Origin of the sequence: Streptomyces mutabilis, from assembly GCF_014649815.1 — a bacterium.
GTDB lineage: Bacteria > Actinomycetota > Actinomycetes > Streptomycetales > Streptomycetaceae > Streptomyces > Streptomyces mutabilis.
Map to the genome: position 1 here is coordinate 55,569 of NZ_BMTT01000023.1, position 26,226 is coordinate 81,794.

A 26,226-nucleotide genomic window follows, 5' to 3' on the forward strand; every position below is an offset into this window, starting at 1 on the left:
GCGCGGAAGAATGGGTTTATGAGGCAGCCGAACACCCAGGCAGAGGTCCAGCAGCACACGCAGCCCGCGCAGCAGGCCCAGCCCACGCCGCACGCGCCGCACGCGCAGCACCCGCAGCCCTCCGTGGGTTCCATCGCCGCGCACCGCCCGCACACCGTGGCCGCGACCGTCTCCGACCTGGAACCCGACATCGACGCCGACCTCGACGGGTACGAGGAGTCGGAGGAGTCCCAGGGGCTCCAGGCGGACGGCATCAGGCTCCCGCAGGGCCGCTTCCTCGACCGCGAGCGCAGCTGGCTCGCGTTCAACGAGCGCGTCCTCGAGCTCGCCGAGGACCCGACCACCCCGGTCCTCGAGCGCGCCAACTTCCTCGCGATCTTCGCCAGCAACCTGGACGAGTTCTTCATGGTCCGCGTCGCCGGCCTGAAGCGCCGCATCGCCGCCGGTGTCGCGACCCGCTCCGCCTCCGGCCTCCAGCCCCGCGAGGTGCTGGAGATGATCTGGGCGCGCTCGCGCGAACTCATGGCCCGGCACGCCGCCTGCTTCCAGGAGGACGTGGCGCCCTCCCTCGCCGAAGAGGGCATCCACCTGGTCCGCTGGAGCGAGCTCGCGGAGAAGGAGCAGGCCCGCCTGTTCACCCTCTTCCGCCATCAGATCTTCCCGGTCCTCACCCCCCTCGCCGTCGACCCAGCGCACCCCTTCCCGTACATCTCGGGCCTCTCCCTGAACCTCGCGGTCGTCGTGCGCAACCCGGTCACCGGGCACCGCCATTTCGCCCGCGTCAAGGTCCCCCCGCTGCTCTCCCGCTTCCTGGAGGCCTCCCCGGGCCGCTTCGTCCCCATCGAGGACGTGATCGCCGCCCACCTGGAGGAGCTCTTCCCGGGCATGGAGGTCTTGGAGAGCCACGCCTTCCGCGTCACCCGCAACGAGGACCTGGAGGTCGAGGAGGACGACGCCGAGAACCTCCTCAAGGCGCTGGAGAAGGAACTGATGCGGCGCCGCTTCGGCCCGCCGGTGCGCCTGGAGGTCGAGGAGTCCATCGACCGCGAGGTCCTGGACCTCCTCGTCCGCGAACTGAAGGTCAGCGAGGCCGAGGTGTACCCGCTCCCGGGCCCCCTGGACCTCACCGGCCTCTTCCGCATCCACGGTCTGGACCGGCCCGAGCTGAAGTACCCGAAGTTCGTCGCCCGCACCCATCGCGACCTGGCCGAGGTCGAGTCCGCGTCGGCCCCGGACGTCTTCGCCGCCCTGCGCAGCCGCGACGTCCTCCTCCACCACCCGTACGACTCCTTCTCCACCTCCGTGCAGGCGTTCCTGGAGCAGGCGGCCACCGACCCGGACGTCCTCGCGATCAAGCAGACCCTGTACCGGACCTCGGGCGACTCCCCGATAGTCGACGCGCTCATCGAGGCCGCCGAGGCCGGCAAGCAGGTCCTGGTCCTGGTCGAGATCAAGGCCCGCTTCGACGAGCACGCGAACATCAAGTGGGCCCGCAAGCTGGAGGAGGCCGGCTGCCACGTCGTCTACGGGCTGGTCGGCCTGAAGACCCACTGCAAGCTGTCCCTGGTGGTCCGCCAGGAGGGCGAGACCCTGCGCCGCTACAGCCACGTCGGCACCGGCAACTACCACCCGAAGACGGCCCGCCTCTACGAGGACCTGGGCCTGCTCACCGCCGACCCGCAGGTCGGCGCGGACCTCTCCGACCTGTTCAACCGGCTCTCCGGCTACTCCCGGCGCGAGACCTACCGCCGCCTCCTGGTCGCGCCGAAATCCCTGCGCGACGGCCTGGTCTCCCGCATACACAAGGAGATCCAGCACCACCGCGCGGGACGCCCCGCTTACATCCGCATCAAGGTCAACTCGATGGTCGACGAGGCCGTCATCGACGCCTGCTACCGGGCGTCCCAGGCAGGCGTCCCGGTCGACGTCTGGGTGCGCGGCATCTGCGCGCTGCGCCCGGACGTGGCGGGCCTGTCGGAGAACATCCGGGTCCGTTCGGTCCTCGGCCGCTTCCTGGAGCACTCCCGCGTCTTCGCCTTCGGCAACGGCGGGGAGCCGGAGGTCTGGTTCGGCAGCGCCGACATGATGCACCGCAACCTCGACCGCCGGATAGAGGCTCTGGTCAGGGTCGTCGACCCGGCCCACCGGGCGGCCCTGAACCGGCTGCTGGAGACCGGCATGTCCGACGGCACCGCCTCCTGGCACCTGGGCTCGGACGGCGAGTGGACCCGGCACGCGACGGACCCGGACGGCCAGCCCCTGCGCAACGTCCAGGAGATGCTCATAGACGCCCGGAGGCGCCGGCGTGGCACAGCAACACCTTGAACCGACGGACCCCACGGCCGCCGCCGGGCCGCCGCCGGTGCACGCGGGCGGCGACGCCCTCGCGAGTTACCTGCGCGCCCAGGCCACCGAGTTCCTCCGCGCCCTGCGCCTGCACCGGGAGACCGGCGCGGGCGCGCACGGGGCCGGAGCACACGGCAACGGAGCGCACGGTCCGGACCGGGCCCCCGCTGCCGACGGCCCGGTGGACGCGGCCCGCGCCCTGCGCCGTGCGGCCCGCCGCCTCAGCGGCACCCTGCACACCTTCCAGCCCTTGCTGGACGCCGAGTGGGCGGAGGCCATGCGCCCCGAGCTGGCGTGGCTTTCCGGCACACTGGCGCTCGAACATGCGTACGCATCCCGCCTGGAACGCCTGCTGCAGGCCCTGCACCGGCTGTCGGGATCGGCGGCGTTCCCGAGCCAGCAGCAGGCGGGCCGCGCCGCCGCGACGGCGTCCACCGGCACGGACCCCTCCGCACCTCCCGTGCACCTCGCCCCCTCCGCCGCCCGCCCGGCACCCGCGGACCGCGGCAATCTCACCGTGGGCGCGGCGAAGGCGGGCGCGCTGCTCGACCGCCAGCTGACCCTGGCCCGTACCCGGGCGCACTCCACGGCCCTCCAGGCGCTGGGCAGCAGCCGCTTCCACGCGGTCGCCGACAAGGTCGCCCTACTGGCCAGCGAGGTCCCGCTGAAGGACACCGCGGCGTCCACCACCGACCTGCGTCCGCTGGCCGCCGCGGCCCACGGCCGCCTCACCGACGCCGTGGCCGCGCTCCCGCTGGTCACCGCGGGCAACCCGTACAACGCCCAGGCACTGGTCCACGGCCTCTCCCCGGACCCGGCCCCCCACCCCCAGGACGCCCAGTGGCACCAGGTCCGCCTGTTGCTGCGCCTGCACCGGTACGCGCTCGAGGTGCTGGCCTTCGAGGAAGCCGACCGGGGCGACGGCACCACGGACGTACGCCTGCTGGCCGCCGGCGAGGCCCTGAACCGCCATCGTGACGCCTCCGAGGCCGCCGCGGCCGCCGCCCAGGCGGCCCGCACGCCGCGCATCGCGCCGGCGACGGCGTACGCGCTCGGGGTGCTCCACGCCGACCAACGGCATGAGGTGGAGGCGGCGAGGTACGCGTTCCAGCACAGCTGGCGCAAAGAGCCCATCAGGCTGACGTAGCGGCGGCGCCCGCGGACGACGCCGCACAGGACAGGAGGCGCCGTGCACCCCGCCGACGACCAGGACCCCGGCACCCCGGCCGCGCACACCGACGACCAGGACCACCCCGCCGCCCCGGCCGCCCCCACCGTCCGGGCGGCCGGCTGCGTCCTGTGGCGCCGCTCCCCCCGGTCCCCCGGCCTGGAACTCTGCCTCGTCCACCGGCCGAGGTACGACGACTGGTCGCACCCGAAGGGCAAGCTCAAGCCCGGCGAGGACCCGCTCGCGGGCGCCCTGCGCGAGGTGGCGGAGGAGACGGGATACGCCGCCGCGCCGGGCGCCGAACTACCCACCGTCAGCTACCTCGCCGACGGCCGCCCCAAGGAGGTCCGGTACTGGGCGGCGGCGGCCACCACCGGCGCGTTCACCCCCTCCGACGAGGTCGACCGCATCCTGTGGCTGGCACCCGCGGAGGCCCGCGCCCGCCTCACCCGCCCCCGGGACCGGCCCCTGGTCGACGCCCTCCTCGCGGCGCTCTCCCCCGGGACCACTCCGTGTCCTTGACGTAAGCGTTCCGTTACCTCACCGCACCGACCACAGGGGTTCACCCCGCGTTCATTTACGCCCATCGGCGGCTTCACCTGTTCTGCCTAATTTCGGCCTTACCGATACAGGGCGCATCCCGAAAACGCGTCTGTATCCACCAGTCTCCATCGCAGTCCTCGCACGCCGCCGAATTCAGGACGGCGGCTCCTGGAAGGAACTCCCTCAAGTGAAGCTTCAGCGCATGAACCGGCGGGCCCTCGCTCTCGGTGCTCTCGCCGTCTCCGGCGCCCTGGCCCTCACGGCGTGCGGCTCCGACGACACCGGTGGCAACAGCAGCGGCGGTGACGCCAGCGCCGCCGCCGACAGCAACATCAAGTGCGACGACGCCAAGGGCCAGCTCCAGGCCTCCGGCTCGTCCGCGCAGAAGAACGCGATCGACGCCTGGGTCAAGCAGTACGTCGCGGCCTGCAACGGCGTCCAGATCAACTACAACCCGACCGGCTCCGGCGCGGGCATCACCGCGTTCACGCAGGGCCAGACCGCGTTCGCCGGCTCGGACTCCGCGCTGAAGCCCGACGAGATCGAGGCGTCGAAGAAGGTCTGCAAGGACGGCCAGGCCATCGACCTGCCGATGGTCGGCGGCCCCATCGCCGTCGGCTTCAACGTCCCGGGCGTCGACACCCTCGCCCTGGACGCCCCGACGCTCGCCAAGATCTTCGACAGCCAGATCACCAACTGGAACGACGAGGCGATCGCCAAGCTCAACCCCGACGCCAAGCTGCCCGACCTGAAGATCCAGGCCTTCCACCGCTCGGACGAGTCCGGCACCACGGACAACTTCACCAAGTACCTCAAGGACGCCGCGCCCAAGGACTGGAAGTACGAGCCGGGCAAGTCCTGGGAGGCCAAGGGCGGCCAGTCCGCGCAGGGCTCCTCCGGCCTGGCCGGACAGGTGAAGCAGACGCCGGGCGCCATCTCGTACTTCGAGCTGTCGTACGCCAAGGACGGCATCAAGACGGTCGACATCAAGACCCAGGCCGCCGAGCCGGTCAAGGCCACCGTCGACAACGCCACCGCCGCCATCGGCGCCGCCAAGGTCGTCGGCACCGGCAAGGACCTCGCGCTGGAGCTGGACTACACGCCGGCCGCCGACGGTGCCTACCCGATCGTCCTCGTCACGTACGAGATCGTCTGCGACAAGGGCAACAAGGCCGAGACCCTGCCCGCCACCAAGTCCTTCCTCAACTACATCGCCTCGGAGGACGGCCAGGGCCTGCTGAAGGACGCCGGCTACGCCCCGATGCCCACCGAGATCATCACCAAGGTCCGCGAGACCATCTCGGGCCTGAGCTGACCCGAGTGCGGTCCGGTCCCCGCCCGGGGGCCGGGCCGCACCGTCCGGTGCACCGCCGCCAGGAGCCCGCGAGGCTCCGCCCGAGCCGCCGTCAGGGCGGCTCCGCAGACCGGAGAACCCGATGGACATAACCACTGATCCCCAGAAGCCAGCAGCAGCCCCCGTACCACACCAGCCCCCCGGCAAGGACGGCAAGCGCGCCGCACGCGGCGCCACCCGCCCCGGCGACCGGATCTTCCTCGGACTCTCCCGCGGGTCCGGCATCCTGGTGCTGGCCATCATGGCCGCCATCGCGGCCTTCCTCAGCTACCGCGCCTGGCTCGCCATCAGCGAGGACGAGGCCAACTTCTTCACCAGCTTCGAGTGGAACCCCAGCGGCATCCCGCCGGAGTTCGGCATCGCCGTCCTGGTCTTCGGCACCGTCGTGTCGTCGGTCATCGCGATGGCCATCGCCGTCCCGGTCTCGGTCGGCATCGCCCTGTTCATCACGCACTACGCGCCGCGCAAGCTGGGCGGCGCCATCGCGTACGTGATCGACCTGCTCGCCGCCGTGCCCTCGATCGTCTACGGCCTGTGGGGCGCGCTCTTCCTCGTGCCGCACATGGACGGGCTCTTCGGCTGGCTGGACGAGTACCTCGGCTGGACCGGCATCTTCGAGTGGAGCGGCGGAGCTCCGCGCTCGCTGCTCACCGTGGGCATCCTGCTCGCGATCATGATCCTTCCGATCATCACCAACGTCAGCCGTGAGGTCTTCCGGCAGGTCCCGCGCATGCACGAGGAGGCCGCCCTGGCCCTCGGCGCCACGCGCTGGGAGGTCATCCGGATGTCGGTGATCCCCTTCGGCCGTTCCGGCATCATCTCCGCCTCGATGCTCGGCCTCGGGCGCGCGCTCGGCGAGACGATGGCCGTCGCCATGGTCCTCTCGCCGACCTTCGACATCAACGCCAGCCTGCTCGACCCGGGCGGCGGCACCTTCGCCCAGAACATCGCCAGCAAGTTCAACGAGGCGACCGTGATGGGCCGGGACGCGCTGATCGCCTCCGGTCTGGTGCTGTTCGTCATCACGCTGCTGGTCAACGGCGGTGCCCGCATGATCATCGCTCGCCGCAAGGAGTACTCGGGGGCCAACGCATGAGCAACGCAACCCTCACCCCGAAGAGCCGCAGCTCCCTGCGCGGCGCCACCCTGCCCAAGTGGTTCCCGTGGGCCGTCGCGGCCGGTGCGACCGCCGCCGGCCTCGGCATCAGCACCGCGGCCGGGCTGAACAGCAGCATCCAGTGGGCCCTGATCGCCGTGGTCCTCTTCGTCGGCGGCACGTACGCCATCTCGGCGCGGATCGAGGGCGGACGGCAGGCCAAGGACCGGGTCGCGACCAGCATGGTCTGGGTCGCGTTCCTCCTGGCCCTGATCCCGCTGCTGTCCCTGATCTGGGAGACCGTCAGGCAGGGCGTGAAGGTCCTCGACGGCTACTTCCTCACCCACTCGATGGGCGTCGTGGCCGACAGTGAGCCCGGCGGCGGCATCTACCACGCCATCCTCGGCACCCTGGAGCAGGTCGGCCTCGCCACCCTGTTCTCCGTGCCGGTGGGTGTGCTCACCGCGATCTACCTGGTCGAGTACGGACGCGGGCGGCTCGCCAAGGCCGTCACCTTCTTCGTCGACGTCATGACGGGTATCCCGTCGATCGTCGCGGGTCTGTTCATCCTCAGCCTGTGGGTCCTCATCCTGGACATGGGCCCCTCCGGCATCGCCGGTTCGTTCGCCCTGTGCATCCTGATGATCCCCGTGGTCGTCCGCTCCACCGAGGAGATGCTCAAGCTCGTCCCGAACGAGCTGCGCGAGGCGTCGCTGGCACTCGGTGTGCCCAAGTGGCGCACGATCCTGAAGGTCGTCCTGCCGACGTCGATCGGTGGCATCGTCACCGGCGTCATGCTGGCCATCGCCCGCATCACCGGTGAGACGGCGCCCGTGCTGCTCCTGGTCTGGGGCACGGACTTCATCAACGCGAACCCGTTCCAGGACCCGCAGGAATCGCTGCCGATGTACATCTACCTCCAGTACAACGCCGGCTCCGATCCCGCGTACGACCGTGCCTGGGCGGCGGCCCTCACGCTCATCGCCTTCATCATGATCCTCAACCTCGTGGCCCGCGGCATCGCCCGCTGGAAGGCCCCGAAGACGGGTCGCTGACGCGACCGACGCAAGAACAGTCAGCGACTCGGACCGAAAGAAGCAGTGATACCCATGGCCAAGCGCATCGATGTCAGCGGCCTCAACGCCTACTACGGCTCCTTCCTGGCCATCGAGGACATCTCGATGACCGTCGAACCCCGCTCCGTGACGGCCTTCATCGGCCCGTCCGGCTGCGGCAAGTCCACCTTCCTGCGCACGCTCAACCGCATGCACGAGGTCACGCCCGGCGGCCGGGTCGACGGCAAGGTCATGCTGGACGACGAGAACCTCTACGGCGCCGGCATCGACCCGGTGGCCGTGCGCCGCGAGGTCGGCATGGTCTTCCAGCGCCCGAACCCGTTCCCGACCATGTCGGTGTACGACAACGTCGCGGCCGGCCTGCGGCTCAACGGCAAGTACAAGAAGTCCGAGATGGACGACGTCGTCGAGAAGTCCCTGCGCGGCGCCAACCTCTGGAACGAGGTGAAGGACCGCCTGAACAAGCCGGGCTCCGGCCTCTCCGGCGGTCAGCAGCAGCGCCTGTGCATCGCCCGCGCCATCGCGGTCGAGCCGAACGTCCTGCTCATGGACGAGCCCTGCTCCGCCCTGGACCCGATCTCCACCCTCGCCATCGAGGACCTGATCGGCGAGCTGAAGGAACGCTTCACGATCGTCATCGTGACGCACAACATGCAGCAGGCGGCGCGCGTCTCGGACCGCACGGCGTTCTTCAACCTGGCGGCCGTCGGCCAGCCCGGAAAGCTGATCGAGATCGACGAGACGGAGCGCATCTTCTCCAACCCGTCGGTCCAGGCCACGGAGGACTACATCTCCGGCCGCTTCGGCTAGGCCCCGCCCCCGACCCCTCGCGGTGCTGCATGGCGGTGCCACCGCGAGGAGCACAAAGGGCCCGCCCCCGGTCACGGGGGCGGGCCCTCTCATATGCACCCAGCTGCGGGCAGTCGTGCCTCCGCAGTACCTGAACGGCCTGGGAGGTTACCCCCAGGGGCGGCACGGTGGGCGCAGCGGCGCCCCGCCCCGCCGGGCAGCGCACCCACCCCGGCCCGCACGAGCACCGGGCACTGCCTAGAGGAACGCCAGATTCACGATCCAGAACGACACCGCGGCCACCGCCGCAGCCGCCGGCATCGTGATGAACCACCCCACGATGATGTTCCGCGCAACCCCCCACCGCACGGCATTCACCCGCTTCGTGGCCCCCACACCCATGATCGACGACGTGATGACATGCGTCGTCGAAATCGGCGCGTGGAACAGGAACGCCGACCCGAACATGATCGACGCACCGGTCGTCTCCGCCGCGAACCCCTGCGGCGGATCCAGCTCGATGATCTTCCGCCCCAGCGTCCGCATGATCCGCCAGCCACCCGCGTACGTCCCCGCGGACAGCATCAGCGCGCACGCGATCTTCACCCACACCGGAATGGGATCGCCGTAGTCCTCCACATCGGCGATGACCAGCGCCATCACCACGATACCCATCGTCTTCTGCGCGTCCTGCAGACCGTGCCCCAGCGCCATACCCGCCGCCGACACCGTCTGCGCTATACGGAAGCCCCGCTTCGCCTTATGCGGATTGGCCCGCCGGAAGATCCACATGATGGCCGTCATCACCAGGTACCCGGCGATCAGACCGATCACCGGCGACACGAACATCGGAATGACGATCTTGTCGACGACCCCGTGCCAGTACACGGTCGTGCTCCCGGCCAGCGCCGCACCCACCATGCCGCCGAACAGGGCGTGCGAGGACGAAGACGGCAGCCCGAAGTACCAGGTGATGAGATTCCAGACGATCGCGCCCACCAACGCCGCGAAGAGAATCCCCATCCCCTTCGAGCCCTCGGGTGTCTCGATCAGCCCCTCGCTGACGGTCTTGGCCACCCCGGAGCCGAGGAACGCGCCGGCGAGGTTCATGACGGCGGCCATCGCGAGCGCCGCCCGGGGCGTCAGCGCACGCGTCGACACGGACGTCGCGATCGCGTTCGCCGAGTCGTGGAAACCGTTGGTGTACGTGAAGAAGAGCGCGACCCCGATGGTCACGACCAGTGCGAAGGTGTCCATGGAGGGTTCAGGACTCCTTGACCGCGATGGTCTCCACCGTGTTCGCCACGTGCTCGAACGCGTCGGCCGCTTCCTCGAGCACGTCCACGATCTGCTTGAGCTTCAGCACCTCGATGGCCTCGTACTTGCCGTTGAAGAGGTGGGCGAGCAGCTTGCGGTGGATCTGGTCGGCCTGGTTCTCGAGCCGGTTGACCTCGATCCAGTACTCGGTGAGGTTGTCCATGGTCCGCAGGTTCGGCATGGCCTCGGCGGTCAGCTCCGCGGCGCGCGCCAGCACCTCGATCTGCTGCTCGACGCCCCTGGGCAGTTCCTCGATGTTGTAGAGGACGACCAGGTCGACGGCCTCCTCCATGAAGTCCATGATGTCGTCGAGGGAGGAGGCGAGGTTGTAGATGTCCTCGCGGTCGAAGGGCGTGATGAACGAGGAGTTCAGCTGGTGGAAGATCGCGTGCGTGGCGTCGTCACCCGCGTGTTCGGCGGCCCGCATACGCTCTGCGATCTCGGCCCGGGCGGATGCGTCCGCCCCGAGCAGTTCCATCAGGAGTTTCGAGCCCGTGACGATGTTGTCCGCGGACGCGGCGAACATGTCGTAGAAGCTCGTCTCCCTGGGGGTCAGACGAAAGCGCACGTGGGGTCCTCGGGGTGCATCGGTTTCGGTCAGGCTGATGCTAGGCGCATCATCCGGCCACGGCTAACGGGCCGTCCCCCAGTGTCGCCCATCGGGAAGACTGATGAGCAGGGGGGCGACGCCCGGGCCGTCGCCAGGGGGCTTCCCCAAGGCCCCCTTACCCCGCGAAGTTCGTTACCATATACCCGTCAGGGGTATATGTCCGCTATCCGCCCGATGTCCACCCGCTCCGCCCACTCACTCCCCTCATTCCTCTTCACTCCCATTCATTCCCACAGGAGGACGCGATGACGACCACTGAGGCCGGCGCAGGTGCGCCCTCCCCCGCCGTGGACGGGGTGGAGACGGCCGGCACGGAGATCGTGACCGACCACGACCGGGGTGTGCACGGCTACCACAAGCAGAAGGACGAGCACCTCAAGCGCCTGCGCCGTATCGAGGGCCAGATCCGCGGCCTGCAGCGGATGGTCGACGAGGACGTCTACTGCATCGACATACTCACCCAGGTCTCCGCCTCCACGAAGGCCTTGCAGTCCTTCGCCCTGCAACTCCTGGAGGAGCACCTGCGCCACTGCGTCGCCGACGCGGCCGTCAAGGGCGGCGACGAGATCGACGCAAAGGTGGAGGAGGCGACGAAGGCGATCGGCCGCCTGCTGCGCACCTGATCCCGGCCGGCCTCCGCTGATCCGGCCGGCCCTCTACTGGTCGCCGCCGGCCGTCCTGCGCTCCTCGGCCACCCGCAGCACCTCGTCGATGCTCTCCAGGCTGAGCCGCTCCCGGGCGGCGGACGCCGCGATGATCAGCTCGCCGCACAGCTCGATCTCGGCGAGGGCCACGTGGTCCTGAACCGCCGTACCACCGACCGGAGCCACGCGCGTCACCTCGTCTCTGCCGTCACCGACTTCCTAGAGTAGGGAGCGGCGTACACACCGCGCATGGCACGGAAGGGCTAGTTCTTGCCGCCCGGCCCCGCGGCGATCTTGCCGGCGTAGATGTCGTCCTCCTCCGGCAGCCGTACGCGGACGGCGGCGCCGAAATCGTAGAGCAGGGTCGTCGAGGTGACGTCGACGGTGCCCTCGTCCCGCCCGTTGACGAAGCTGAAGCGGTGCCGGATCTTGCGGATGCGGCCCTCGTCGTCGAGGTAGGCGTCGAAGGGCACCTCGACGGTGGCGAAGCCGTCGGCGGCCGCGGCCAGCACCGCCTTGTTGTCGTCGGACGCGCCCCGCGCCGCCCGCTCCAGGTCGGCGGTTCCCCGGTAGTGCCGCACCTCGGTCCCCGCGATTTCGGTCCGCCCCACGTACGTCGCGGTCCGCGTCCCCCGCAGCACCTCGGCGGCGGCGAAGGGGTCCGTCGCCCCGCCGGTCACCAGGTTCCCGTCGGACAGGGAGGCGGTCTCCACCCGCACCCACTTGTCGTCGGGCACACCGGCCCCCCGGTTCTTCATGAACAGGGCCCCCGGCGCGAGCAGCTCGGTGATCGGCCGGTGCTCGCTCTCGCCCGCCGGGTCCTGCGGCAGCCGCACCTCCAACTGCCCGAACCGCCGCTCGAAGTCGTAGACCCCCTCGCCCCGGATGGTCACCCGCGTCCCGCCGCTGGCCATCTCCATCGCGGTGCGCGCCTTGGCGCTGCCGGCGGTCACCAGCCGGTCGGCGGCCCGGTGCAGCACGGCGACCGGATCACCGGCTCCCGCTCCCTGGACGGCGGCCCCCTGCCAGGAGCAGCCGCTCCCGGCCAGCCACACGCAGACCACGCCGCCGGCGACGGTGAGACCGCCGGCCGCCCTCCTGCCCCGCCGCTCCCTCGCCCACCCGACCATCGCCACCTACCCGCCGTCACGCCCGCTCCGGAGCCCCTTCCGACCGGGTTAACGAGGGGCAGGTGACCCCGGTAACGTTGACGGCGTGGCGCAGCAGGACGGTCTCGAAGCTTCCCGGGAAGTACCGGAACACCTCACGTCGACGGTCGAACAGGGCCCCTTCTGTCTGGCCCGTTGCAGCTGTGGCTGGCGGGGCCCGGCCCGCAGGGCGAGAAGCCAGGCCCGGACGGACGCGAAGACGCACGCGGCGGCCTGAGGGCCGCCGCCACGGTCGCTACGGGGCCGCCCTACGCGGCGAGATCCCGCTCCCCGGCCTCGGTGCTTCCCTTGCGCGCGCCCGGAATGACGGCGTCCCGCCCGGCGGCGTCGCCTCGCCCCCGCGCACGCACCAGCCAACCCACCCTGGGCGACCGCTCGACGGCGCGGGCCAGCGGCGTCAGCAGCGCCATGGCGACCGGCGACAGCAGCAGCGCGACCGCCGTACCGAGCGCGAAGCCGCCGATGACGTCCGTCGGATAATGCACGCCCATGTAGACGCGGATGAAGCCGCCGAACAGCGCCAGCACGATCGCGCCGAGCCCGAACTTCCGGTTGGCGACGAACAGGGCGACGGCCAGGGCCATGCAGAGGGTGGCGTGATCGCTCACGAAGGAGAAGTCGTCCTTCCCCGCGACCAGTACTTCCAGCCCGTCATGGGTCTTGAACGGCCGGGGTCGCTCGACGAAACCCCGTATCGGCACGTTGACCAGTACCGCGACGCCGGCCGCGAGCGGTGCCCACACCAGGGCCGCCACGCTCGATGCCGCGTCCTCGCCGCCCCGCCGCCGCACGGACCACCAGCACCAGAGCACCAGCAGCACGATCGCGAACAGCAGTCCGTACTCACCCACGAACTCCATGACCCGGTCGAACCAGTGCGGCGCGTCCTTGGCCAGGCCGTTGATGTCATAGAGCAGTTCGACGTCGGGGTTCGAACCGGATTCGGCGAGTCCAGCCATGGTGCTGCGGCCCCTTCGTCATCTCCTGCGGCGCACCGTGCGCACGCCTTTCCTCCACCACCCCCGTGGTCGCAGATGCCGACACTTCCTGTCTCGCACACCTACACGACAACAGGAACGCACGGCCCCCGTTGATACGTTCCACGTTCCACTGGATGATCACGCAGACGTTATCGAAGAGAAACACGTCGTCGCAGCTCAGGGCATGGGTTCACGCTGCGTCCAAACCATCGCATTCACACCGTGGTGGGCAGCGCTTTCGCGCCATCTTCCGTCACCCGGGTCGCCCCGAAGTAGTCCGGGGTGTCGATCTTGTCGAACCGGATCACGGCCCCTGTCCGCGGCGCGTCGATCATGTACCCGCCACCGACGTAGATCCCCACGTGCCGGATGGCCCGCGAGTTGGTGAGGTCGTCCGAGAAGAACACCAGGTCCCCGGGCAGCAGTTCCTCCCGGCTCGGATGCGGCCCCGCGTTGTACTGGTCGTTCGCGACCCGCGGCAGCTTGATCCCCACGCTCTCGTACGCCGCCTGGGTCAGCCCCGAACAGTCGAAGCGCCCGCCCTGTCCCGCCGTACCGGTCCCGCCCCACAGATAGGGCGTCCCGAGCTTGTCCTGCGCGTAGGCGATGGCCCCGGCGGCCTGCTCCGAGGGCTCGACCCGGGTCTCGGGCGCCGCGAAGCTCTTCTCCAGGGTCGTGATGACCTTGACGTAGTTCTGGGTCTCCTTGTACGGCGGCACGCCCTGGTACTGGATCACCGCGTAGGCGCCCGCGTTGTAGGAGGCCAGCATGTTCTCCGTCGGATTCCCGGGTACGTCCTTCACGTACGACGCGAGCGTGCAGTCGTACGACGCCGCCGACGGGATGGCGTCCGCCGGGTCCCACACGTCCCGGTCGCCGTCACCGTCCCCGTCGATCCCGTGCGTGGCCCACGTACCGGGGATGAACTGCGCTATCCCCTGCGCCGCCGCGTGGCTCTGCGCCTTCGGGTCGAAGCCGCTCTCCTGGTAGAGCTGGGCGGCGAGCAGTGCGGGGTTGATGGCGGGACAGAGATTGCCCCACTTCTGCACCAGCGCCTGGTACGCCGCGGGCACCGATCCCTTGGCCAGCTTCTTCGACCCGCCCCCGATGCCGTTGGCCAGGTTCCCGGCGACCACGTAGACGCCGACGACGAGCAGCATCACGAAGCCCATTCCCAGGGCGACCGCGGCACCTGCACCGACCCACAACTTGCGCATGGCCCAACTTTCCCCCATCTCGGGGCCGTTCAATAACACTTTCCAGCCATGTCGCGTGCACTTTCGAAGCCGTCCCGCCGGCACTCGGCCCACAGCAGCTTCCCGCCCTTCGACGCGCCGAGTTCACGCAGCACGGAGACACCGACCGCGTCCGCGCAGGCCCGCACCAGTTGCAGTCCCCGCCCGCTCTCGGCGTCCGCCGGGGGCGCGGTGACGGTCTGTTCCCCGTCCCGGAAGCCCGGCGGCACCCGCCAGTCGGTGTCCCACACGCCGACCCGCACCCGCCCCGGCTCGCGCGACATGATGCGGAGCGAGTAGGGGCCGTTGGTGTGCAGGTGGGCGTTGGCGAGGAGTTCGGCGGCCAGCAGTTCGGCGATGGGCGTGAGCTCGCCGAGGCCGTGCGCGGCGAGGGCGGCACGGAGGGTTGTGCGGGCGATCCCCGGTGCGCGTGGATCGTGCGGGAGGTGAAGGGTGTATCCCCAGGACGGGTTTACGGTGGCCATGGAAGTCTCCGGTCAGTGCGGACAGTTGGTCGATGGACAGGGGTGCCCAGTGGCCTGCCGGTCCGTCGACCGGTGCGCTTCTGAGCGGGGCGCCACAAGTAAGGTAGTGAATGCATTTACTGGTTTCGAGGAATTGCATTCACTGACACCCGCATGGGTGACAGCGAGGAGGCCGCACCCCGTGAGAAACCCGACGGGTCGCCAGTTGCGCTTCGGCGCCGAGCTGCGCAAACTCCGCGAGCGCTCCGGCCTGACCGCCACTGAGGCCGGTCAACTCCTTGGCGTCAAGCAGGCCCAGATCAGCAACATGGAAGCCGGGCGGGTGGGCGTCAGCCCTGAGCGGGTGCGCGCCCTGGCCTGCCACTACGACTGTGCCGACCAGTCGCTCGTACAGGCACTGAGCGAGATGACCAGCGAGCGCTCACGCGGGTGGTGGGAGGAGTACCGCGAGACACTCCCCAACACGCTGCTGGACCTCGCCGAAATGGAGCACCACGCGACGCAACTCCGCGCGGGGATCACTGCACACATCCCGGGACTGCTTCAGATCCATGACCACGCCCGCGAGGTGTTCCGCCAAGTCGTACCGGAACTGTCACCCCCGGACATCGAGCACCGACTGTCCTTCCGCATCAAGCGGCAGGCCGTGTTGTTCAGCGAGTCGCCGACGCCCTATCGGGCATACATCCATGAAGCCGCCCTCCGGATGCAGTTCGGCGGACGCCACGTGACCCGGCGACAGCTACAGCACGTCATCAGCATGAGCGAGCGCAGCCACATCACTGTGCGGGTCATCCCGTTCGCAGCCGGTGCGTTCCCCGGCTCGGGCCAGTCGATCCTGTACGCCTACGGGCCAGTACCGCCGCTCGACACAGTGCACCTCGACCAGTCCCACGGCTCCGCGCTCATCGACGCCGAAGCCCAGCTCGACAAGTACCGGGTCCTCCTGGACCGCATGGAGGGCATCGCTCTGCCCCCGAGAGAGTCCCGCGAGCTCATCCGAGCCATCGATCAGGAACTGTGAGAGGAAACCACATGCCCACCGTCGACTGGCAGAAGTCCTCCTACTGCGGAGAAGGCGAGGCCTGCGTCCACGTCGCCGCATCCCCCGGCGCAGTCCATCTCACCGAAAGCAGCGACCCCACCGGCTCCATACTCACCGCCACCCCGACCGCCTTCGGCGCCCTGCTCACCGCCCTGAAGGCGAACACCCGTCCGGCACCCATCCAGGTCACCTTCACTCCCGGGAATGACGCGGACGCCTCCGTACGCGTCCACGCTCCCGGCGCCCGCGGAGCCGTCGTCACGACGGACCGCCAGAAGTGGGAAGCCTTCGTGCTCGGCGTGAAGTCCGGCGAGTTCGATCACTTCGCAGAAGGGCCCAACGACAGAACCACACGACAGGTTGCGCTCCAGCATCATTGCTAGGCGTGACCTTGCGTGATACACAGAGTGACCATACGACTCATCGCACACCGGTCCGCACGACCCTCTTAGGGCCCGGCGCGGACCGGTGGCAAGCTATCCGTACGAAACCTGCCAATCAATGACGCCAAGTCGACATACGACGGCGGATTTGTCGGCGACAATGAGGCCTGACCTCTGCACGTTCGCAGAGGCTGCGGAACTACCCAACAGGGGCGGTGACTTACATGCTCTTTGCGGCCGACGAGGGAGACATCAACACCATTATCGGGGGGATCGCTCCGGACTGGGGCCCCTTCGGTGCGCTGGGGGCCGAGGCGAAGACGATGGTCCAGGTCGTCATGGCCGTCGCCATTCTGCTCTGCCTCGGCATCGCCATCTGGGGCGCCGCCAAACAGCGCATCGGCGCCACGGCCCTGAGGGACACCTTCAGCGCCGAGCAGGGCAAGGGCCTCATCATCGCCGGGCTGACGGGCGTGTTCATCATCGGCTCCCTCGGCACGCTCTTCACCATCGTGTACGGGATGGCCGTATAGCCAGACTCACGTCCGTTCCTCACCCTCCACCCCACCCGCCCGTCGTGCCAACCGGCTGAGGTTGCGTTTCCCTGATGTCGAGTCACCACACCGCGCCCGCGCGGGAACCAGCACGGCTACCGTCGTACTTCTACGGCAGGCACGACGTCGAGGGGGCGTACGCGGCATGAGTCTCGGAGACGACCACCAGTCCTCCGGCGGTTACGGCGGCACGAGCGGGACGCGGATGCGGCTGCCCGAGGAGGAGGGCGGCCACCGACGCGGCGGCCGTTCGTCGTCCAGAAGCCTGGTCACGGTGGTCGGCGTCGTCGTCCTCCTCATCGCCGCGATCGCCTTCGCGAACCGTGGAGGAGACGACTCCGAATCCCCCGAGGCGGCCGCCGACAAGCCGAAGGCGTCCTCGACGGCCCCGTCGGGCACGACACCGGTCCAGTCGGGCTTCGCCCATGACGAGCAGGGGGCGCAGAGCGCGGCGGCGAACTATGCGGTGGCTTTGGTCTCGGCCGACATCCTCAAGCCGTCCCGGCGGGCAGAGATCGTTCGTCAGGTCTTCGTGGCCGACAAGCAGGCCGCTCTTGAGGAGAAGTTCGACAGGGCCTACAGCAGGGAGTTCCTGAGCAGCATCGGCCTGGACGAGAAGGGCAACGCTGCACAGGGCAACACCTATGTCTCCCGCACCATGCCGATCGGCACGAAGACCACTCATTACTCCGACGCCGCCACGACCGTGGAGGTCTGGTGCACAGGCGTGTTCGGCACGGCAGGCGAAAAGACCACCAGCCCGGTAACCAGCGACTGGTTCACCATGACCCTCCAGCTGCGCTGGGTGGACGACGACTGGAAGGTCGAGAGTTTCTCCCAGAAGGACGGCCCCGCTCCCGTCCCTGGGGACAACAAGGCTTCCAGCGCCGACGAAATGTCCAAGGCCGTCCAGGAGTACGGAGGGTTCACCTATGCCCGCTAGCCCGCGTCTCGTACTCAAGGTCGCCGCCGCCCTGGCCACCGTGCAGACCGCGGTGGTCCTGCTGGCAACCCGTGCCGTCGCCGCGCCCACCCCGTCGCCGACTCCGTCGGACGGCAACTGCGATCTCATCGTCGGCCGCGCCAAGGACTACTGCGAGAAGGGCGAATCCGGCACCGGCTCATCCGGCGGTGGAGGAGACGCCCCCGGCATCACCTCCACCCTCGACCCCCTCTCCTCCCTCGCCAAGGGCTGCGCCGACGCCGCCGCCTGGACCGTCGACAAGCTGAGTGCCGCCGTAGAGGACACCGCGAACGTCGACTTCACCAACCCGAAGTTCCTCCAGCAGTACGCCGTCGTCTTCGCGGCGTCGACCGTCCTCACGCTCGTCCTGTGGCTGCTCGCCGTGGCGAAGCGTGCCGTGCGCGGCGTCCCCCTCGGTACCGCCCTCTCCGAGGCCATCGGGTTCCTCTGGCTCACCGTCCTGGCGTCGGCGTTCACGCCCCTGATCCTCTACACGGTCGTGTCCGCCACCGACGGTGTCACCGACGTCCTCGCCAAAACCACCGGCGACCAGACGGACACGTTCTTCGGCACGTTCTCCGGTGCCCTGAAGAAGGGCGAGGACATCGGCGGCGGACCGATCATGCTGATCGTCGTCTCGCTGGTGTCGATCCTCGCCGCCGGCGTCCTCTGGCTGGAACTCGTCATCCGGGCCGCCCTCCTCTACGTCGGCGCCCTGCTCGGCACCGTCGTCTACGCCGGCCTGGTCGACAAGAACCTGTGGGGCCACGTCCGCCGCTGGGCGGGCATCATGATCGCGGTGATCCTGGTCAAGCCCGTCATCGTCATCGTCCTCGGGCTCGCCGGCGCGCTCTCCGCCGACGACGGGCCGGACGCCTTCTCCGCCGTCGTCTCCGGCCTCGCGATCATCCTGCTCGCCATCTTCGCGTCCGCGATGATCTACCGCTTCGTCCCCGGCTTCGGCGACGAGATCGCGAACGGCCGCAACAACCGCATCATGCAGGGCGCCGAGGGCAAGGCCGCCGCCGTGATCAGCTCCCCGGCCAACCTGGTCGCCCAGGGCATCAGAACCCACAGCTCCCGCCACAACGGCGACGGCGGAGGCGGCCAGTCCACGTCCTCCTCCGCCCCGCGCCCCTCGAACCCCGCCTCCGGCGGAGTCGCCGCGCACAGCGCGCGCCCCGCGAACGGCGGCGGCGGAACTGTCCCCTCCGCCGCACCCGCACCGCGTTCGGGCAGCCCGGTGAACACCCCCCACGCCAGTAACACCCGCAACAGCAAAAACAGCACAGGAGGTGACGGGCGTTGACGACCGAGTCCCACGTGTCCCATCCGGTCACGCCCCGCCGTACGTATCTGATCGGCCGCGCCCGGCCGAACGCGATCGTCGGCCGCAACCGCGAGACCGGTGAGATCGCGCTGATCGTCGTCGGCGCGTTCCTCGGCATGATGTGCGGGCTCCTCGTCCCCGTCCTGACCCTGCGCATCGTGCTGCTCGTCGGCTTCCCGATGCTCGCGCTGGCGGCCGTCTACGTGCCGTACAAGCACCGGACGTTCTACAAGTGGTTCGAGATCAACCGCAGCTACAAGCGCACGCTGCGCAACGGCACCACGTACCGTTCCGGCGCCATCGAGGCCGGCACCCGACTCGACGGCCGTGAGGTCGAGGTGGGACCGCCGCCCGGCATCGGCCGCATCACCTGGTTGGCCGCGCCCTTCGGGCCGGACGAGATCGCCGTACTGCTGCACGCCGACCGCAAGACGGTGACCGCCGCGATCGAGATCGAGGGACCCGGCGTCGGCCTGCGCGACTCCGAGGACCAGGAAGCCCTCGTCGACCGCTTCGGCACGCTGCTCAAGCACGTGGCCAACGGAGACGGCTTCGTCACCCGCATCCAGATGCTCGCCCGCACCCTCCCGGCCGACCCCGACGCGCACGCCAAGGATGTCGCCCAGCGCGGCGACGACAAGTCACCGGCGTGGCTGCAGCAGTCGTACGACCAGCTCCAGTCGATGGTGTCCACCAGCAGCGAGCAGCACCGCGCGTACCTCATCGCCTGCATGCACTACACCCGCGAACTGGCGGCCGAGGCCAACGCCATGGCCCGCGCCGCCCGCCCGCAGAACGGGCGCAAGCTGGACCGGGACGCGGGCCTGGCGGTCGTCATGGCGCGCGAGCTGACCGACATCTGCTCCCGCCTCCAGGAGGCGGACATCCGCGTCCGCCAGCCCCTGGGCCAGGGCCGGCTCGCCTCGCTCATCCACGCCATGTACGACCCGGACCACCCCATCGACCACATCCAGGCGATGACCCAGCGCAACGCCTGGCCGGCCGAGCTGGACGCCATGGAGCCCACGTACCTCCAGGCCAAGACCCGCGAGTCCTCGACCCGCGCCCCGTGGTGCCACGCCACCGCCTGGGTCAAGGAGTGGCCGATGACCCCGGTGGGGGTCAACTTCCTGGCCCCTCTTCTCGTCCACACCCCGGACGTCATCCGCACGGTCGCCGTGACGATGGACCTCGAACCCACCGAGGTCGCCATCGAGCGCATGCTGACCGAGAAGACCAACGACGAGGCCGAGGCGTCCCGCGCCGCCAAGATGAACCGCACCGTCGACCCGCGCGACATCGCCGCCCACGGCCGCCTGGACCAGCGGGGTGAGGACCTCGCCAGCGGAGCCGCCGGCGTCAACCTGGTCGGCTACATCACCGTCTCCTCCCGTTCCCCCGAGGCGCTGGCCCGCGACAAGCGGACGATAAGGGCCTCGGCCGGTAAGTCGTACCTGAAACTGGAGTGGTGCGACCGTGAGCACCACCGCGCCTTCGTGAACACTCTTCCGTTCGCCACCGGCATCCGAAGGTAGGGGCTGAGCCTGATGCGGGACCCGCTGACCGTCCTCACCGAAGCCTTCACGTCCTTCCTCTTCGGGAAGGTGGAGACGACCCGCCTGCCCGTCCGCACCTCCACGGGCCAGGCCCAGGCCGTCTACCTCCCGACCGCCGCGCCCGGCCTCGGCGACTCCGGCGTGATCATCGGCCGCGAGGTCTACTCCGGCAAGGGCTACATCTACGACCCCTTCCAGCTCTACGGCCAGCAACTCCCCGCCCCGCACTGGCTGGTCCTCGGGGAGTCCGGCAACGGCAAGTCGGCGCTGGAGAAGACGTACGTCCTGCGCCAGCTCCGCTTCCGCGACCGCCAGGTCGTCGTCCTGGACGCCCAGGGCGAGGACGGCGTCGGCGAGTGGAACCTCATCGCCGAGGAGCTGGGCATAACGCCCATCCGCCTCGACCCGATGGCCGCTCTGGACCACGGCATCCGGCTCAATCCCCTGGACCCGGCGATCACGACGACCGGTCAGCTGGCCCTGCTGCGGACGATCATCGAGGTCGCGATGGGGCACGGCCTGGACGAGCGCTCCGGCTTCGCGCTCAAGGTCGCGCACGCCTACGTCAACGAGACCATCGTCGAACGCCAGCCGGTCCTCACCGACATCGTCGAGCAGCTCCGCCACCCCGAGCCGGAGTCGGCCGAGGCGATGAACGTCGCCATAGACGACGTACGGGCGTGGGGCCTGGACGTGGCGCTGGTCCTCGACCGGCTCGTCGACGGCGACCTGCGCGGCATGTTCGACGGCCCGACGACGGTCGGCATCGACCTCGACGCCCCGCTCATCGTCTTCGACCTCTCCCACATCGACCGCAACTCCATCGCCATGCCGATCCTCATGGCGATCGTGGGCGTCTGGCTGGAGCACACCTGGATCCGCCCCGACCGGAAGAAGCGCATCTTCCTGGTCGAGGAGGCCTGGCACATCATCAACAGCCCGTTCGTGGCGCAGCTGTTCCAGCGGCTGCTGAAGTTCGGGCGGCGGCTGGGTCTGTCGTTCGTGGCGGTGGTGCACCACTTGTCGGACGTCGTGGACGGAGCGGCGGCCCGGGAGGCCGCGGCCATCCTCAAGATGGCCTCGACACGGACCATCTACGCCCAGAAGGCCGACGAGGCACGGGCCACGGGACGCGTCCTCGGCCTGCCACGCTGGGCGGTGGAGATCATCCCCACCCTCACCCCCGGCATCGCGGTGTGGGACGTCAACGGCAACGTACAGGTGGTCAAGCACCTGATCACCGAGACCGAACGCCCACTGGTCTTCACCGACCGCGCGATGACCGAGTCCTCCGCCGACTTCACCGACGACGCCCTGCGCGCCGCCGAACTGGAGGCGGAGGAGAGGGCGGCGGCGTTCGTGGAACAGCACATCGGCGACTCGTCCGAATCGACGGTGGCCTAGGCGAGGGGGAGGCACGGAGCAGATGAGACCGGACGACCAGCGGCGGGACGGCCAGGGCGGCGGCATCCCGGACGGCCTGCTCATCGGCATACTCGCCTTTCTGCTCGGCATGACCCTGCTGGTGTGGACGGCGACCGGTCTCGCCGCCCTGTTCGCCCACGGCTCCTGGCCCGCCGGCGTCACCTTCACCGGCTCGCCCGTGGCCATGCGCCACCTCATCGCCGAGCCCCACGACATCCCCGGCGCCTGGCCGGACGCCCCCGCCTCCGGCCTCTCCGGGTACGGGCTCTTCTGGGGGCTGTTCATCGGCCAGTTGATGGTGCTGGTCGTGCTGACCGTGTTCGTGATGGGCACGTTCGCCAGGTGGCGTGCGGTACGGCAGCGCCGGCGCGCGGAGGCGAAGGCGTCGGTCGTGCAGGAGCCGACCGCGACGCCGATGCCCGTACAGGAACCGGAGCAGGTGCACGAGGTGCCGACCCCGAGGGCGCCGCAGCAGACGGCACTGGCACCGGCACCGGCACCGGCGGAAGAGCCCTTCGTCTCCGTGGCCGACGGCGATCGTGTGGGTGGGTGGGAATCCCCCCGCGCCGAAGGCGCGATCCTCTACGGCCCCCCGGCCACCCGCCACGAGACGGCCGCCAACGCCCTGCGCGAAGCAGAAGGCGCCGCCCTCGTCATCACCTCGAACCCGGCCCTCTGGTCGGACACCAAGGACGCCCGCGCGAAACTCGGCCCCTGCCACCTCTACGACCCCGGCCACCTCTGCGACACACCGGCCCGCGTCCACTGGTCCCCCACCACCGGCTGCGAGGACCGACCGACGGCCACGGCCCGGGCCGCGGCCCTCCTCGCCCCGGTCCGCCCCACCTCCCGGCTCGACCAGGCGGTCGGTGACACCGCCGAGCTGCTCCTGCGCAGCTACCTCCACGCCGCCGCCGTCGACGGCCGCACCGTCCGCCACGTCCACCGCTGGTCCCAGGGCCTCCAGATCCAGGACGCCGTACGCGTCCTCCGCACCAACCCCAAAGCCGCCCCCGGTGCCGCGGGCGAGCTCGAAGGCGCCCTCACCGCCCACCCCGACCGCCGGGACATGGCCCAGCAGCTCACCAGCCGTGCCCTGGCCGCCCTGTCGACGGTCAACATCCGGGAAGCATGCACTCCCAACCGAACTGATGCCCTCGCCTTGGATTCCTTCGTGCACGAACAGGGAACCCTTTACGTGGTGGGTGAATCCATCGAAGACCCCCGATCGAGCCCCGGCGCGATGCCGCTGCTGACGGCGCTCGTCTCAAGCGTGGTCGAGAGCGGCCGGCGCATGGCCGAACGGTCATCCTCCGGTCGCCTCGACCCACCACTCACCCTCGTCCTGGACGACGTGGCCGCCGTCGCCCCGCTCCCCCAGCTCCCGGAGCTGCTGGCCGGCGGAGCGGACCGGGGTCTGCCGACCCTCGCCCTCCTCCGCTCCCGCGAACAGGGCCGCGCCCGCTGGCCCCACGACGAACTCCCGGTCTAGCACGGACGGACTGTCGGCGTCAGCGCTCGACCACGAACTCCAACTCGACCTCACCGGGCCCTCCGCCCACCAACGGCACCGTCCGCCCGCTGGGTGCGAACCCCGCCTTCCGGTAGGCCGCCTGCGCCCGCCCGTTGTCCGGGTGGACGATGAGCCGCACCCGCTCCAGGCCGTTCGCCCAGGCCCACTCCAGCCCGGCGTCGAACAGGGCCTTGGTCAGCCCGCTCCCCCGCCACTCACGGCGTACGAACACACCGACCACGTGTCCCTGCCGTCGCTCCACCGGCGATCCGGCCCAGTCCGTCGTCCCCGCCTCCTCGACCAGCACGGTCAGCGTGCCGAGCCACAGCCCACCCGGCCCCTCGGCGATGATCTGCCGCGCCCCGGACGCACCCTGGGCCGACCTGGCCGCCCGCTCCTGCCAGAAGGAGTCGGGCCGACCCGCGGCGTCGTCGTACGTCTCCAGGTACGCGAGGTGCGCCAGCGGGTCCCGCAGCGCGCGCAGCCGCAGTTCCTTCACGGCGGGCCACTCGTCGGCGCGTATGGAGCGGATCACGTAGTCACCGGGGACCGAGGCACTCATGCGGGCCACCGTAATACCCCGGTACTACGCCCTCATCTCATATACGGCCCCGAGGCGGACGCCCGCCGAGCCCGGAAGCCCGACGATGGTCACATGGAGCCCGTGACGGAAGAACGAGCCGAGGAAAGAGCCGCCGACCCCCTCACCGAGCACGTCCAGGGCGTCGTCCGCCGGCTCCGGGCCTTCGACCGGCGCCGGCCGCTCGTGTGGGACCTGCACCTCACCGCCTTCTGGCTCACGGCCGCCCTCATCGACTACACCGGCGGCGGCTGGCGCAACATCGCCCACAACCTGGACGTCCCCGGCCCGCTGCTGCTGGCACTGAGCCTGGGCTTCACGATCCCGCTCCTGTGGCGCCGCAGCCACCCGGCGGCGGTCCTGCTCGCGATGGCCCCGGTCGCCCTCGTCAACGCCTGGACCGGCGCCGTCCTCCAGGCGGCCATGCTCCAGCTGCTCGTCGTCTTCCACCTCGCCCTGCGCCTGCCGCTGCGCGCCCTGTGCTGGGCCACGCCCCTGGTGCTCACCCAGGTCCTCGTCTCGGGCGTCCGCTTCGGGGACAGCGCGGGCTCCTGGAACCAGCAGTTCGGCTCACAGCTCCTCTCCATCGGCGTGGCGGCGCTCATCGGCATCACGGTCCGCACCCGCCGCAACTACACCGCCGCTCTCGAGGACCGCGCCCGCCGTCTGGAGACCGAACGCGACCAGCAGGGCCGACTCGCCGCCGCCGCGGAACGCGCCCGCATCGCCCGAGAGATGCACGACATCATCGGCCACAACCTCTCCGTCATCACGGGCCTGGCCGACGGCGGCCGGTACGCCGCCGCCAAGTCCCCGGAACGAGCCGCCCAGGCCCTCGACGCGATCGGCAGCACCAGCCGCCAGGCCCTCGGCGAACTCCGCCGTCTCCTCGACGTCCTGCGCGAGGACGAGCAGGGCCGGCAGCAGGCGGCCGAACTGACCCCCCAGCCCACCCTCACCGACCTCGCCCCGCTCATCGACGGCGTCCGCCGGGCCGGCCTCCCCGTCCGCACGGCCGTCAACGGCCGCCCCGACCTCCCCGCGGGGCGACAGCTCGCCGTCTACCGCGTGATCCAGGAGGCCCTGACGAACACCCTCAAACACGCGGGACCCGACGCCACCGCCGACATCGACCTCTCCTACGGCAGCGGCGGCGCCGTCACACTCACGATCACGGACACGGGCCGCGCCGCCCGGCCCGGCACCACGACCGACGGCCGCGGGCTTCCCGGAATGCGGGAGCGCACGGCTCTGTACGGCGGCACACTTGTAGCCGGCCCGCGCCCCCTCCCTGAGCAGGGCTGGCGCGTCCACCTACGCCTCCCGGAGGAATCCCCGCAGTGACCACCGTCCTCATCGCCGACGACCAGCCCCTGCAGCGCTTCGGGTTCCGGATGCTGCTGGAGAGCCAGGACGACATGACGGTCGTGGGCGAGGCGGCCAACGGCGCGGAAGCCGCGCGCATGGCGGCAGAACTCACTCCCGACGTCGTTCTGATGGACGTCCGCATGCCCGGCCTGGACGGCATCGAGGCCACCCGTCGCATCGTCGCCGCCGGTGGCGGCACCAGGATCCTGATCCTCACGACCTTCGACCTCGACGAGTACGCCTACGCCGGCCTGCGCGCCGGTGCGTCCGGCTTTCTCGTCAAGGACGCCCAGCCCGAGGAACTGCTCTCCGGCATCCGAGCCGTGGCAACGGGCGACGCCGTGGTGGCCCCCAGCCTGACCCGCCGCCTGCTCGACGCCTACGTCCACCACCTCCCGGCCCCCACGAAAGCGACCGACTCCCCCGACCCACGCCTGGCCGCCCTCACTGACCGCGAGAGCGAGATCTTGAGAGTCCTGGGGCAGGGCTGGACCAACACGGAGATAGCGGAGCGCCTGCACCTCGCCGAGTCGACGGTGAAGACGCACGTGGGCCGAATTCTCGCCAAAACAGGCTCACGCGACCGCGTCCAGGCTGTGATCCTGGCGTACGACACGAAACTCGTGAGGCCGTCCTGAAACGCAGAAAACCCCGCACCGTTCCCGGTGCGGGGTCTCCTCGCAAAAATTGTTCGGC

27 protein-coding genes are annotated in these 26,226 nt (G+C 70.1%); 19 read left to right on the forward strand and 8 right to left on the reverse strand.

Annotated elements, in window-relative coordinates; translation table 11 throughout:
- Window positions 1-18 precede the first annotated feature (18 nt).
- The 7 genes from IE142_RS30460 to pstB all read left to right on the forward strand — a co-directional run bounded on the left by IE142_RS30460 (window position 19) and on the right by pstB (window position 8,393).
- Entirely contained in the window at window positions 19-2,325 is a 2,307-nt protein-coding gene (locus tag IE142_RS30460) for an RNA degradosome polyphosphate kinase (protein WP_370466437.1), read from the forward strand.
- Complete coding sequence (locus tag IE142_RS30465) at window positions 2,306-3,493, forward strand: CHAD domain-containing protein (RefSeq protein WP_191888726.1); 1,188 nt, start codon at window positions 2,306-2,308, stop codon at window positions 3,491-3,493. The genes IE142_RS30460 and IE142_RS30465 overlap by 20 nt, the downstream gene beginning before the upstream one ends.
- Before the next feature lie 42 nt (window positions 3,494-3,535).
- Window positions 3,536-4,036 carry an NUDIX hydrolase gene (locus IE142_RS30470; RefSeq protein ID WP_191888727.1) on the forward strand — a complete coding sequence of 167 codons (501 nt, stop codon included), beginning with the start codon at window positions 3,536-3,538 and terminating at the stop codon, window positions 4,034-4,036.
- Between the two features lie 208 nt (window positions 4,037-4,244).
- Window positions 4,245-5,372 (forward strand): phosphate ABC transporter substrate-binding protein PstS, encoded by a 1,128-nt coding sequence (gene pstS / locus IE142_RS30475; protein ID WP_191888728.1) that lies wholly within the window; start codon window positions 4,245-4,247, stop codon window positions 5,370-5,372.
- A 121-nt stretch (window positions 5,373-5,493) separates the two neighbouring features.
- Window positions 5,494-6,507, forward strand: a complete 1,014-nt coding sequence (pstC, locus tag IE142_RS30480; RefSeq protein ID WP_191888729.1) for a phosphate ABC transporter permease subunit PstC — start codon at window positions 5,494-5,496, stop codon at window positions 6,505-6,507.
- On the forward strand, window positions 6,504-7,562 hold the full coding sequence (gene pstA, locus IE142_RS30485; protein WP_043382065.1) for a phosphate ABC transporter permease PstA: 1,059 nt from the start codon (window positions 6,504-6,506) through the stop codon (window positions 7,560-7,562). The genes pstC and pstA overlap by 4 nt, the downstream gene beginning before the upstream one ends.
- A gap of 54 nt (window positions 7,563-7,616) precedes the next feature.
- Window positions 7,617-8,393 (forward strand): phosphate ABC transporter ATP-binding protein PstB, encoded by a 777-nt coding sequence (pstB, locus tag IE142_RS30490; protein WP_019326775.1) that lies wholly within the window; start codon window positions 7,617-7,619, stop codon window positions 8,391-8,393.
- A 237-nt stretch (window positions 8,394-8,630) separates the two neighbouring features.
- Here pstB and pitH read toward each other — a convergent pair whose 3' ends face one another.
- Both pitH and IE142_RS30500 read right to left on the reverse strand, forming a co-directional pair.
- Window positions 8,631-9,629 (reverse strand): low-affinity phosphate transporter PitH, encoded by a 999-nt coding sequence (gene pitH, locus IE142_RS30495; RefSeq protein ID WP_043382067.1) that lies wholly within the window; start codon window positions 9,627-9,629, stop codon window positions 8,631-8,633.
- Window positions 9,630-9,636: 7 nt separating this feature from the next.
- Window positions 9,637-10,257, reverse strand: coding sequence for a DUF47 domain-containing protein (locus IE142_RS30500; protein ID WP_043382068.1), 621 nt, complete (start codon window positions 10,255-10,257; stop codon window positions 9,637-9,639).
- Between the two features lie 287 nt (window positions 10,258-10,544).
- On the opposite strand from IE142_RS30500, the gene IE142_RS30505 reads away from it, so the two are divergent.
- On the forward strand, window positions 10,545-10,922 hold the full coding sequence (locus IE142_RS30505) for a metal-sensitive transcriptional regulator (protein WP_229831009.1): 378 nt from the start codon (window positions 10,545-10,547) through the stop codon (window positions 10,920-10,922).
- A 33-nt stretch (window positions 10,923-10,955) separates the two neighbouring features.
- Here IE142_RS30505 and IE142_RS30510 read toward each other — a convergent pair whose 3' ends face one another.
- Entirely contained in the window at window positions 10,956-11,138 is a 183-nt protein-coding gene (locus IE142_RS30510) for a hypothetical protein (RefSeq protein ID WP_191888730.1), read from the reverse strand.
- Between the two features lie 68 nt (window positions 11,139-11,206).
- Window positions 11,207-12,073: an SCO4651 family lipoprotein gene (locus IE142_RS30515; protein WP_191888746.1), complete on the reverse strand. Its 867-nt coding sequence runs from the start codon at window positions 12,071-12,073 to the stop codon at window positions 11,207-11,209.
- A gap of 85 nt (window positions 12,074-12,158) precedes the next feature.
- On the opposite strand from IE142_RS30515, the gene IE142_RS30520 reads away from it, so the two are divergent.
- Window positions 12,159-12,329 carry a hypothetical protein gene (locus tag IE142_RS30520; RefSeq protein ID WP_191888731.1) on the forward strand — a complete coding sequence of 57 codons (171 nt, stop codon included), beginning with the start codon at window positions 12,159-12,161 and terminating at the stop codon, window positions 12,327-12,329.
- 31 nt (window positions 12,330-12,360) lie between these two features.
- Here IE142_RS30520 and IE142_RS30525 read toward each other — a convergent pair whose 3' ends face one another.
- From IE142_RS30525 to IE142_RS30535, 3 genes are all read right to left on the reverse strand, one after another.
- A complete protein-coding gene (locus IE142_RS30525) occupies window positions 12,361-13,071 on the reverse strand; it encodes a phosphatase PAP2 family protein (RefSeq protein WP_191888732.1) in 711 nt (236 codons plus the stop codon).
- A gap of 236 nt (window positions 13,072-13,307) precedes the next feature.
- Window positions 13,308-14,327, reverse strand: coding sequence for a C40 family peptidase (locus tag IE142_RS30530; protein WP_191888733.1), 1,020 nt, complete (start codon window positions 14,325-14,327; stop codon window positions 13,308-13,310).
- Window positions 14,328-14,338: 11 nt separating this feature from the next.
- A complete protein-coding gene (locus IE142_RS30535) occupies window positions 14,339-14,812 on the reverse strand; it encodes an ATP-binding protein (protein WP_191888734.1) in 474 nt (157 codons plus the stop codon).
- 181 nt (window positions 14,813-14,993) lie between these two features.
- Here IE142_RS30535 and IE142_RS30540 point away from each other — a divergent pair, with 181 nt between their 5' ends.
- The 8 genes from IE142_RS30540 (at window position 14,994) to IE142_RS30575 (ending at window position 23,561) form a co-directional block, all read left to right on the forward strand.
- On the forward strand, window positions 14,994-15,836 hold the full coding sequence (locus IE142_RS30540) for a helix-turn-helix domain-containing protein (RefSeq protein ID WP_229831010.1): 843 nt from the start codon (window positions 14,994-14,996) through the stop codon (window positions 15,834-15,836).
- Window positions 15,837-15,847: 11 nt separating this feature from the next.
- Window positions 15,848-16,240 (forward strand): DUF397 domain-containing protein, encoded by a 393-nt coding sequence (locus IE142_RS30545; RefSeq protein WP_191888735.1) that lies wholly within the window; start codon window positions 15,848-15,850, stop codon window positions 16,238-16,240.
- A gap of 224 nt (window positions 16,241-16,464) precedes the next feature.
- The gene (locus IE142_RS30550) at window positions 16,465-16,773 is read left to right on the forward strand and encodes a DUF8827 family protein (protein WP_019326783.1); all 309 of its coding nucleotides are present in this window, start codon (window positions 16,465-16,467) and stop codon (window positions 16,771-16,773) included.
- 166 nt (window positions 16,774-16,939) lie between these two features.
- Window positions 16,940-17,737 (forward strand): DUF8175 domain-containg protein, encoded by a 798-nt coding sequence (locus tag IE142_RS30555; protein WP_191888736.1) that lies wholly within the window; start codon window positions 16,940-16,942, stop codon window positions 17,735-17,737.
- Entirely contained in the window at window positions 17,727-19,067 is a 1,341-nt protein-coding gene (locus IE142_RS30560; protein ID WP_191888737.1) for a hypothetical protein, read from the forward strand. The genes IE142_RS30555 and IE142_RS30560 overlap by 11 nt, the downstream gene beginning before the upstream one ends.
- Window positions 19,064-20,623 carry an SCO6880 family protein gene (locus IE142_RS30565; protein WP_191888738.1) on the forward strand — a complete coding sequence of 520 codons (1,560 nt, stop codon included), beginning with the start codon at window positions 19,064-19,066 and terminating at the stop codon, window positions 20,621-20,623. The genes IE142_RS30560 and IE142_RS30565 overlap by 4 nt, the downstream gene beginning before the upstream one ends.
- A 12-nt stretch (window positions 20,624-20,635) precedes the next feature.
- A complete protein-coding gene (locus tag IE142_RS30570; protein WP_043382084.1) occupies window positions 20,636-22,048 on the forward strand; it encodes an ATP-binding protein in 1,413 nt (470 codons plus the stop codon).
- A gap of 22 nt (window positions 22,049-22,070) precedes the next feature.
- Complete coding sequence (locus IE142_RS30575; protein ID WP_191888739.1) at window positions 22,071-23,561, forward strand: type IV secretory system conjugative DNA transfer family protein; 1,491 nt, start codon at window positions 22,071-22,073, stop codon at window positions 23,559-23,561.
- A gap of 19 nt (window positions 23,562-23,580) precedes the next feature.
- On the opposite strand, the gene IE142_RS30580 is transcribed toward IE142_RS30575, so the two are convergent.
- Window positions 23,581-24,144, reverse strand: coding sequence for a GNAT family N-acetyltransferase (locus tag IE142_RS30580; protein ID WP_191888740.1), 564 nt, complete (start codon window positions 24,142-24,144; stop codon window positions 23,581-23,583).
- 93 nt (window positions 24,145-24,237) lie between these two features.
- Between IE142_RS30580 and IE142_RS30585 the strand changes: the two genes are divergently transcribed.
- Both IE142_RS30585 and IE142_RS30590 read left to right on the forward strand, forming a co-directional pair.
- Window positions 24,238-25,506: a sensor histidine kinase gene (locus IE142_RS30585; RefSeq protein ID WP_191888741.1), complete on the forward strand. Its 1,269-nt coding sequence runs from the start codon at window positions 24,238-24,240 to the stop codon at window positions 25,504-25,506.
- Complete coding sequence (locus tag IE142_RS30590) at window positions 25,503-26,168, forward strand: response regulator (protein WP_191888742.1); 666 nt, start codon at window positions 25,503-25,505, stop codon at window positions 26,166-26,168. The genes IE142_RS30585 and IE142_RS30590 overlap by 4 nt, the downstream gene beginning before the upstream one ends.
- Window positions 26,169-26,226 lie beyond the last annotated feature (58 nt).

Bases quoted from the DNA above. Each gene is read 5' to 3' on its own strand.
- IE142_RS30505 (WP_229831009.1), top strand. From the start codon at position 10,545: ATGACGACCACTGAGGCCGGCGCAGGTGCGCCCTCCCCCGCCGTGGAC.
- IE142_RS30570 (WP_043382084.1), top strand. From the start codon at position 20,636: ATGCGGGACCCGCTGACCGTCCTCACCGAAGCCTTCACGTCCTTCCTC.
- IE142_RS30585 (WP_191888741.1), top strand. From the start codon at position 24,238: ATGGAGCCCGTGACGGAAGAACGAGCCGAGGAAAGAGCCGCCGACCCC.
- IE142_RS30545 (WP_191888735.1), top strand. From the start codon at position 15,848: ATGCCCACCGTCGACTGGCAGAAGTCCTCCTACTGCGGAGAAGGCGAG.
- IE142_RS30525 (WP_191888732.1), bottom strand. From the start codon at position 13,071: ATGGCTGGACTCGCCGAATCCGGTTCGAACCCCGACGTCGAACTGCTC.
- IE142_RS30575 (WP_191888739.1), top strand. From the start codon at position 22,071: ATGAGACCGGACGACCAGCGGCGGGACGGCCAGGGCGGCGGCATCCCG.
- pitH (WP_043382067.1), bottom strand. From the start codon at position 9,629: ATGGACACCTTCGCACTGGTCGTGACCATCGGGGTCGCGCTCTTCTTC.
- pstC (WP_191888729.1), top strand. From the start codon at position 5,494: ATGGACATAACCACTGATCCCCAGAAGCCAGCAGCAGCCCCCGTACCA.
- IE142_RS30530 (WP_191888733.1), bottom strand. From the start codon at position 14,327: ATGGGGGAAAGTTGGGCCATGCGCAAGTTGTGGGTCGGTGCAGGTGCC.
- IE142_RS30580 (WP_191888740.1), bottom strand. From the start codon at position 24,144: ATGAGTGCCTCGGTCCCCGGTGACTACGTGATCCGCTCCATACGCGCC.
- IE142_RS30535 (WP_191888734.1), bottom strand. From the start codon at position 14,812: ATGGCCACCGTAAACCCGTCCTGGGGATACACCCTTCACCTCCCGCAC.
- IE142_RS30555 (WP_191888736.1), top strand. From the start codon at position 16,940: ATGAGTCTCGGAGACGACCACCAGTCCTCCGGCGGTTACGGCGGCACG.
- pstA (WP_043382065.1), top strand. From the start codon at position 6,504: ATGAGCAACGCAACCCTCACCCCGAAGAGCCGCAGCTCCCTGCGCGGC.
- IE142_RS30560 (WP_191888737.1), top strand. From the start codon at position 17,727: ATGCCCGCTAGCCCGCGTCTCGTACTCAAGGTCGCCGCCGCCCTGGCC.
- IE142_RS30515 (WP_191888746.1), bottom strand. From the start codon at position 12,073: ATGGTCGGGTGGGCGAGGGAGCGGCGGGGCAGGAGGGCGGCCGGCGGT.
- IE142_RS30460 (WP_370466437.1), top strand. From the start codon at position 19: ATGAGGCAGCCGAACACCCAGGCAGAGGTCCAGCAGCACACGCAGCCC.
- IE142_RS30550 (WP_019326783.1), top strand. From the start codon at position 16,465: ATGCTCTTTGCGGCCGACGAGGGAGACATCAACACCATTATCGGGGGG.
- pstB (WP_019326775.1), top strand. From the start codon at position 7,617: ATGGCCAAGCGCATCGATGTCAGCGGCCTCAACGCCTACTACGGCTCC.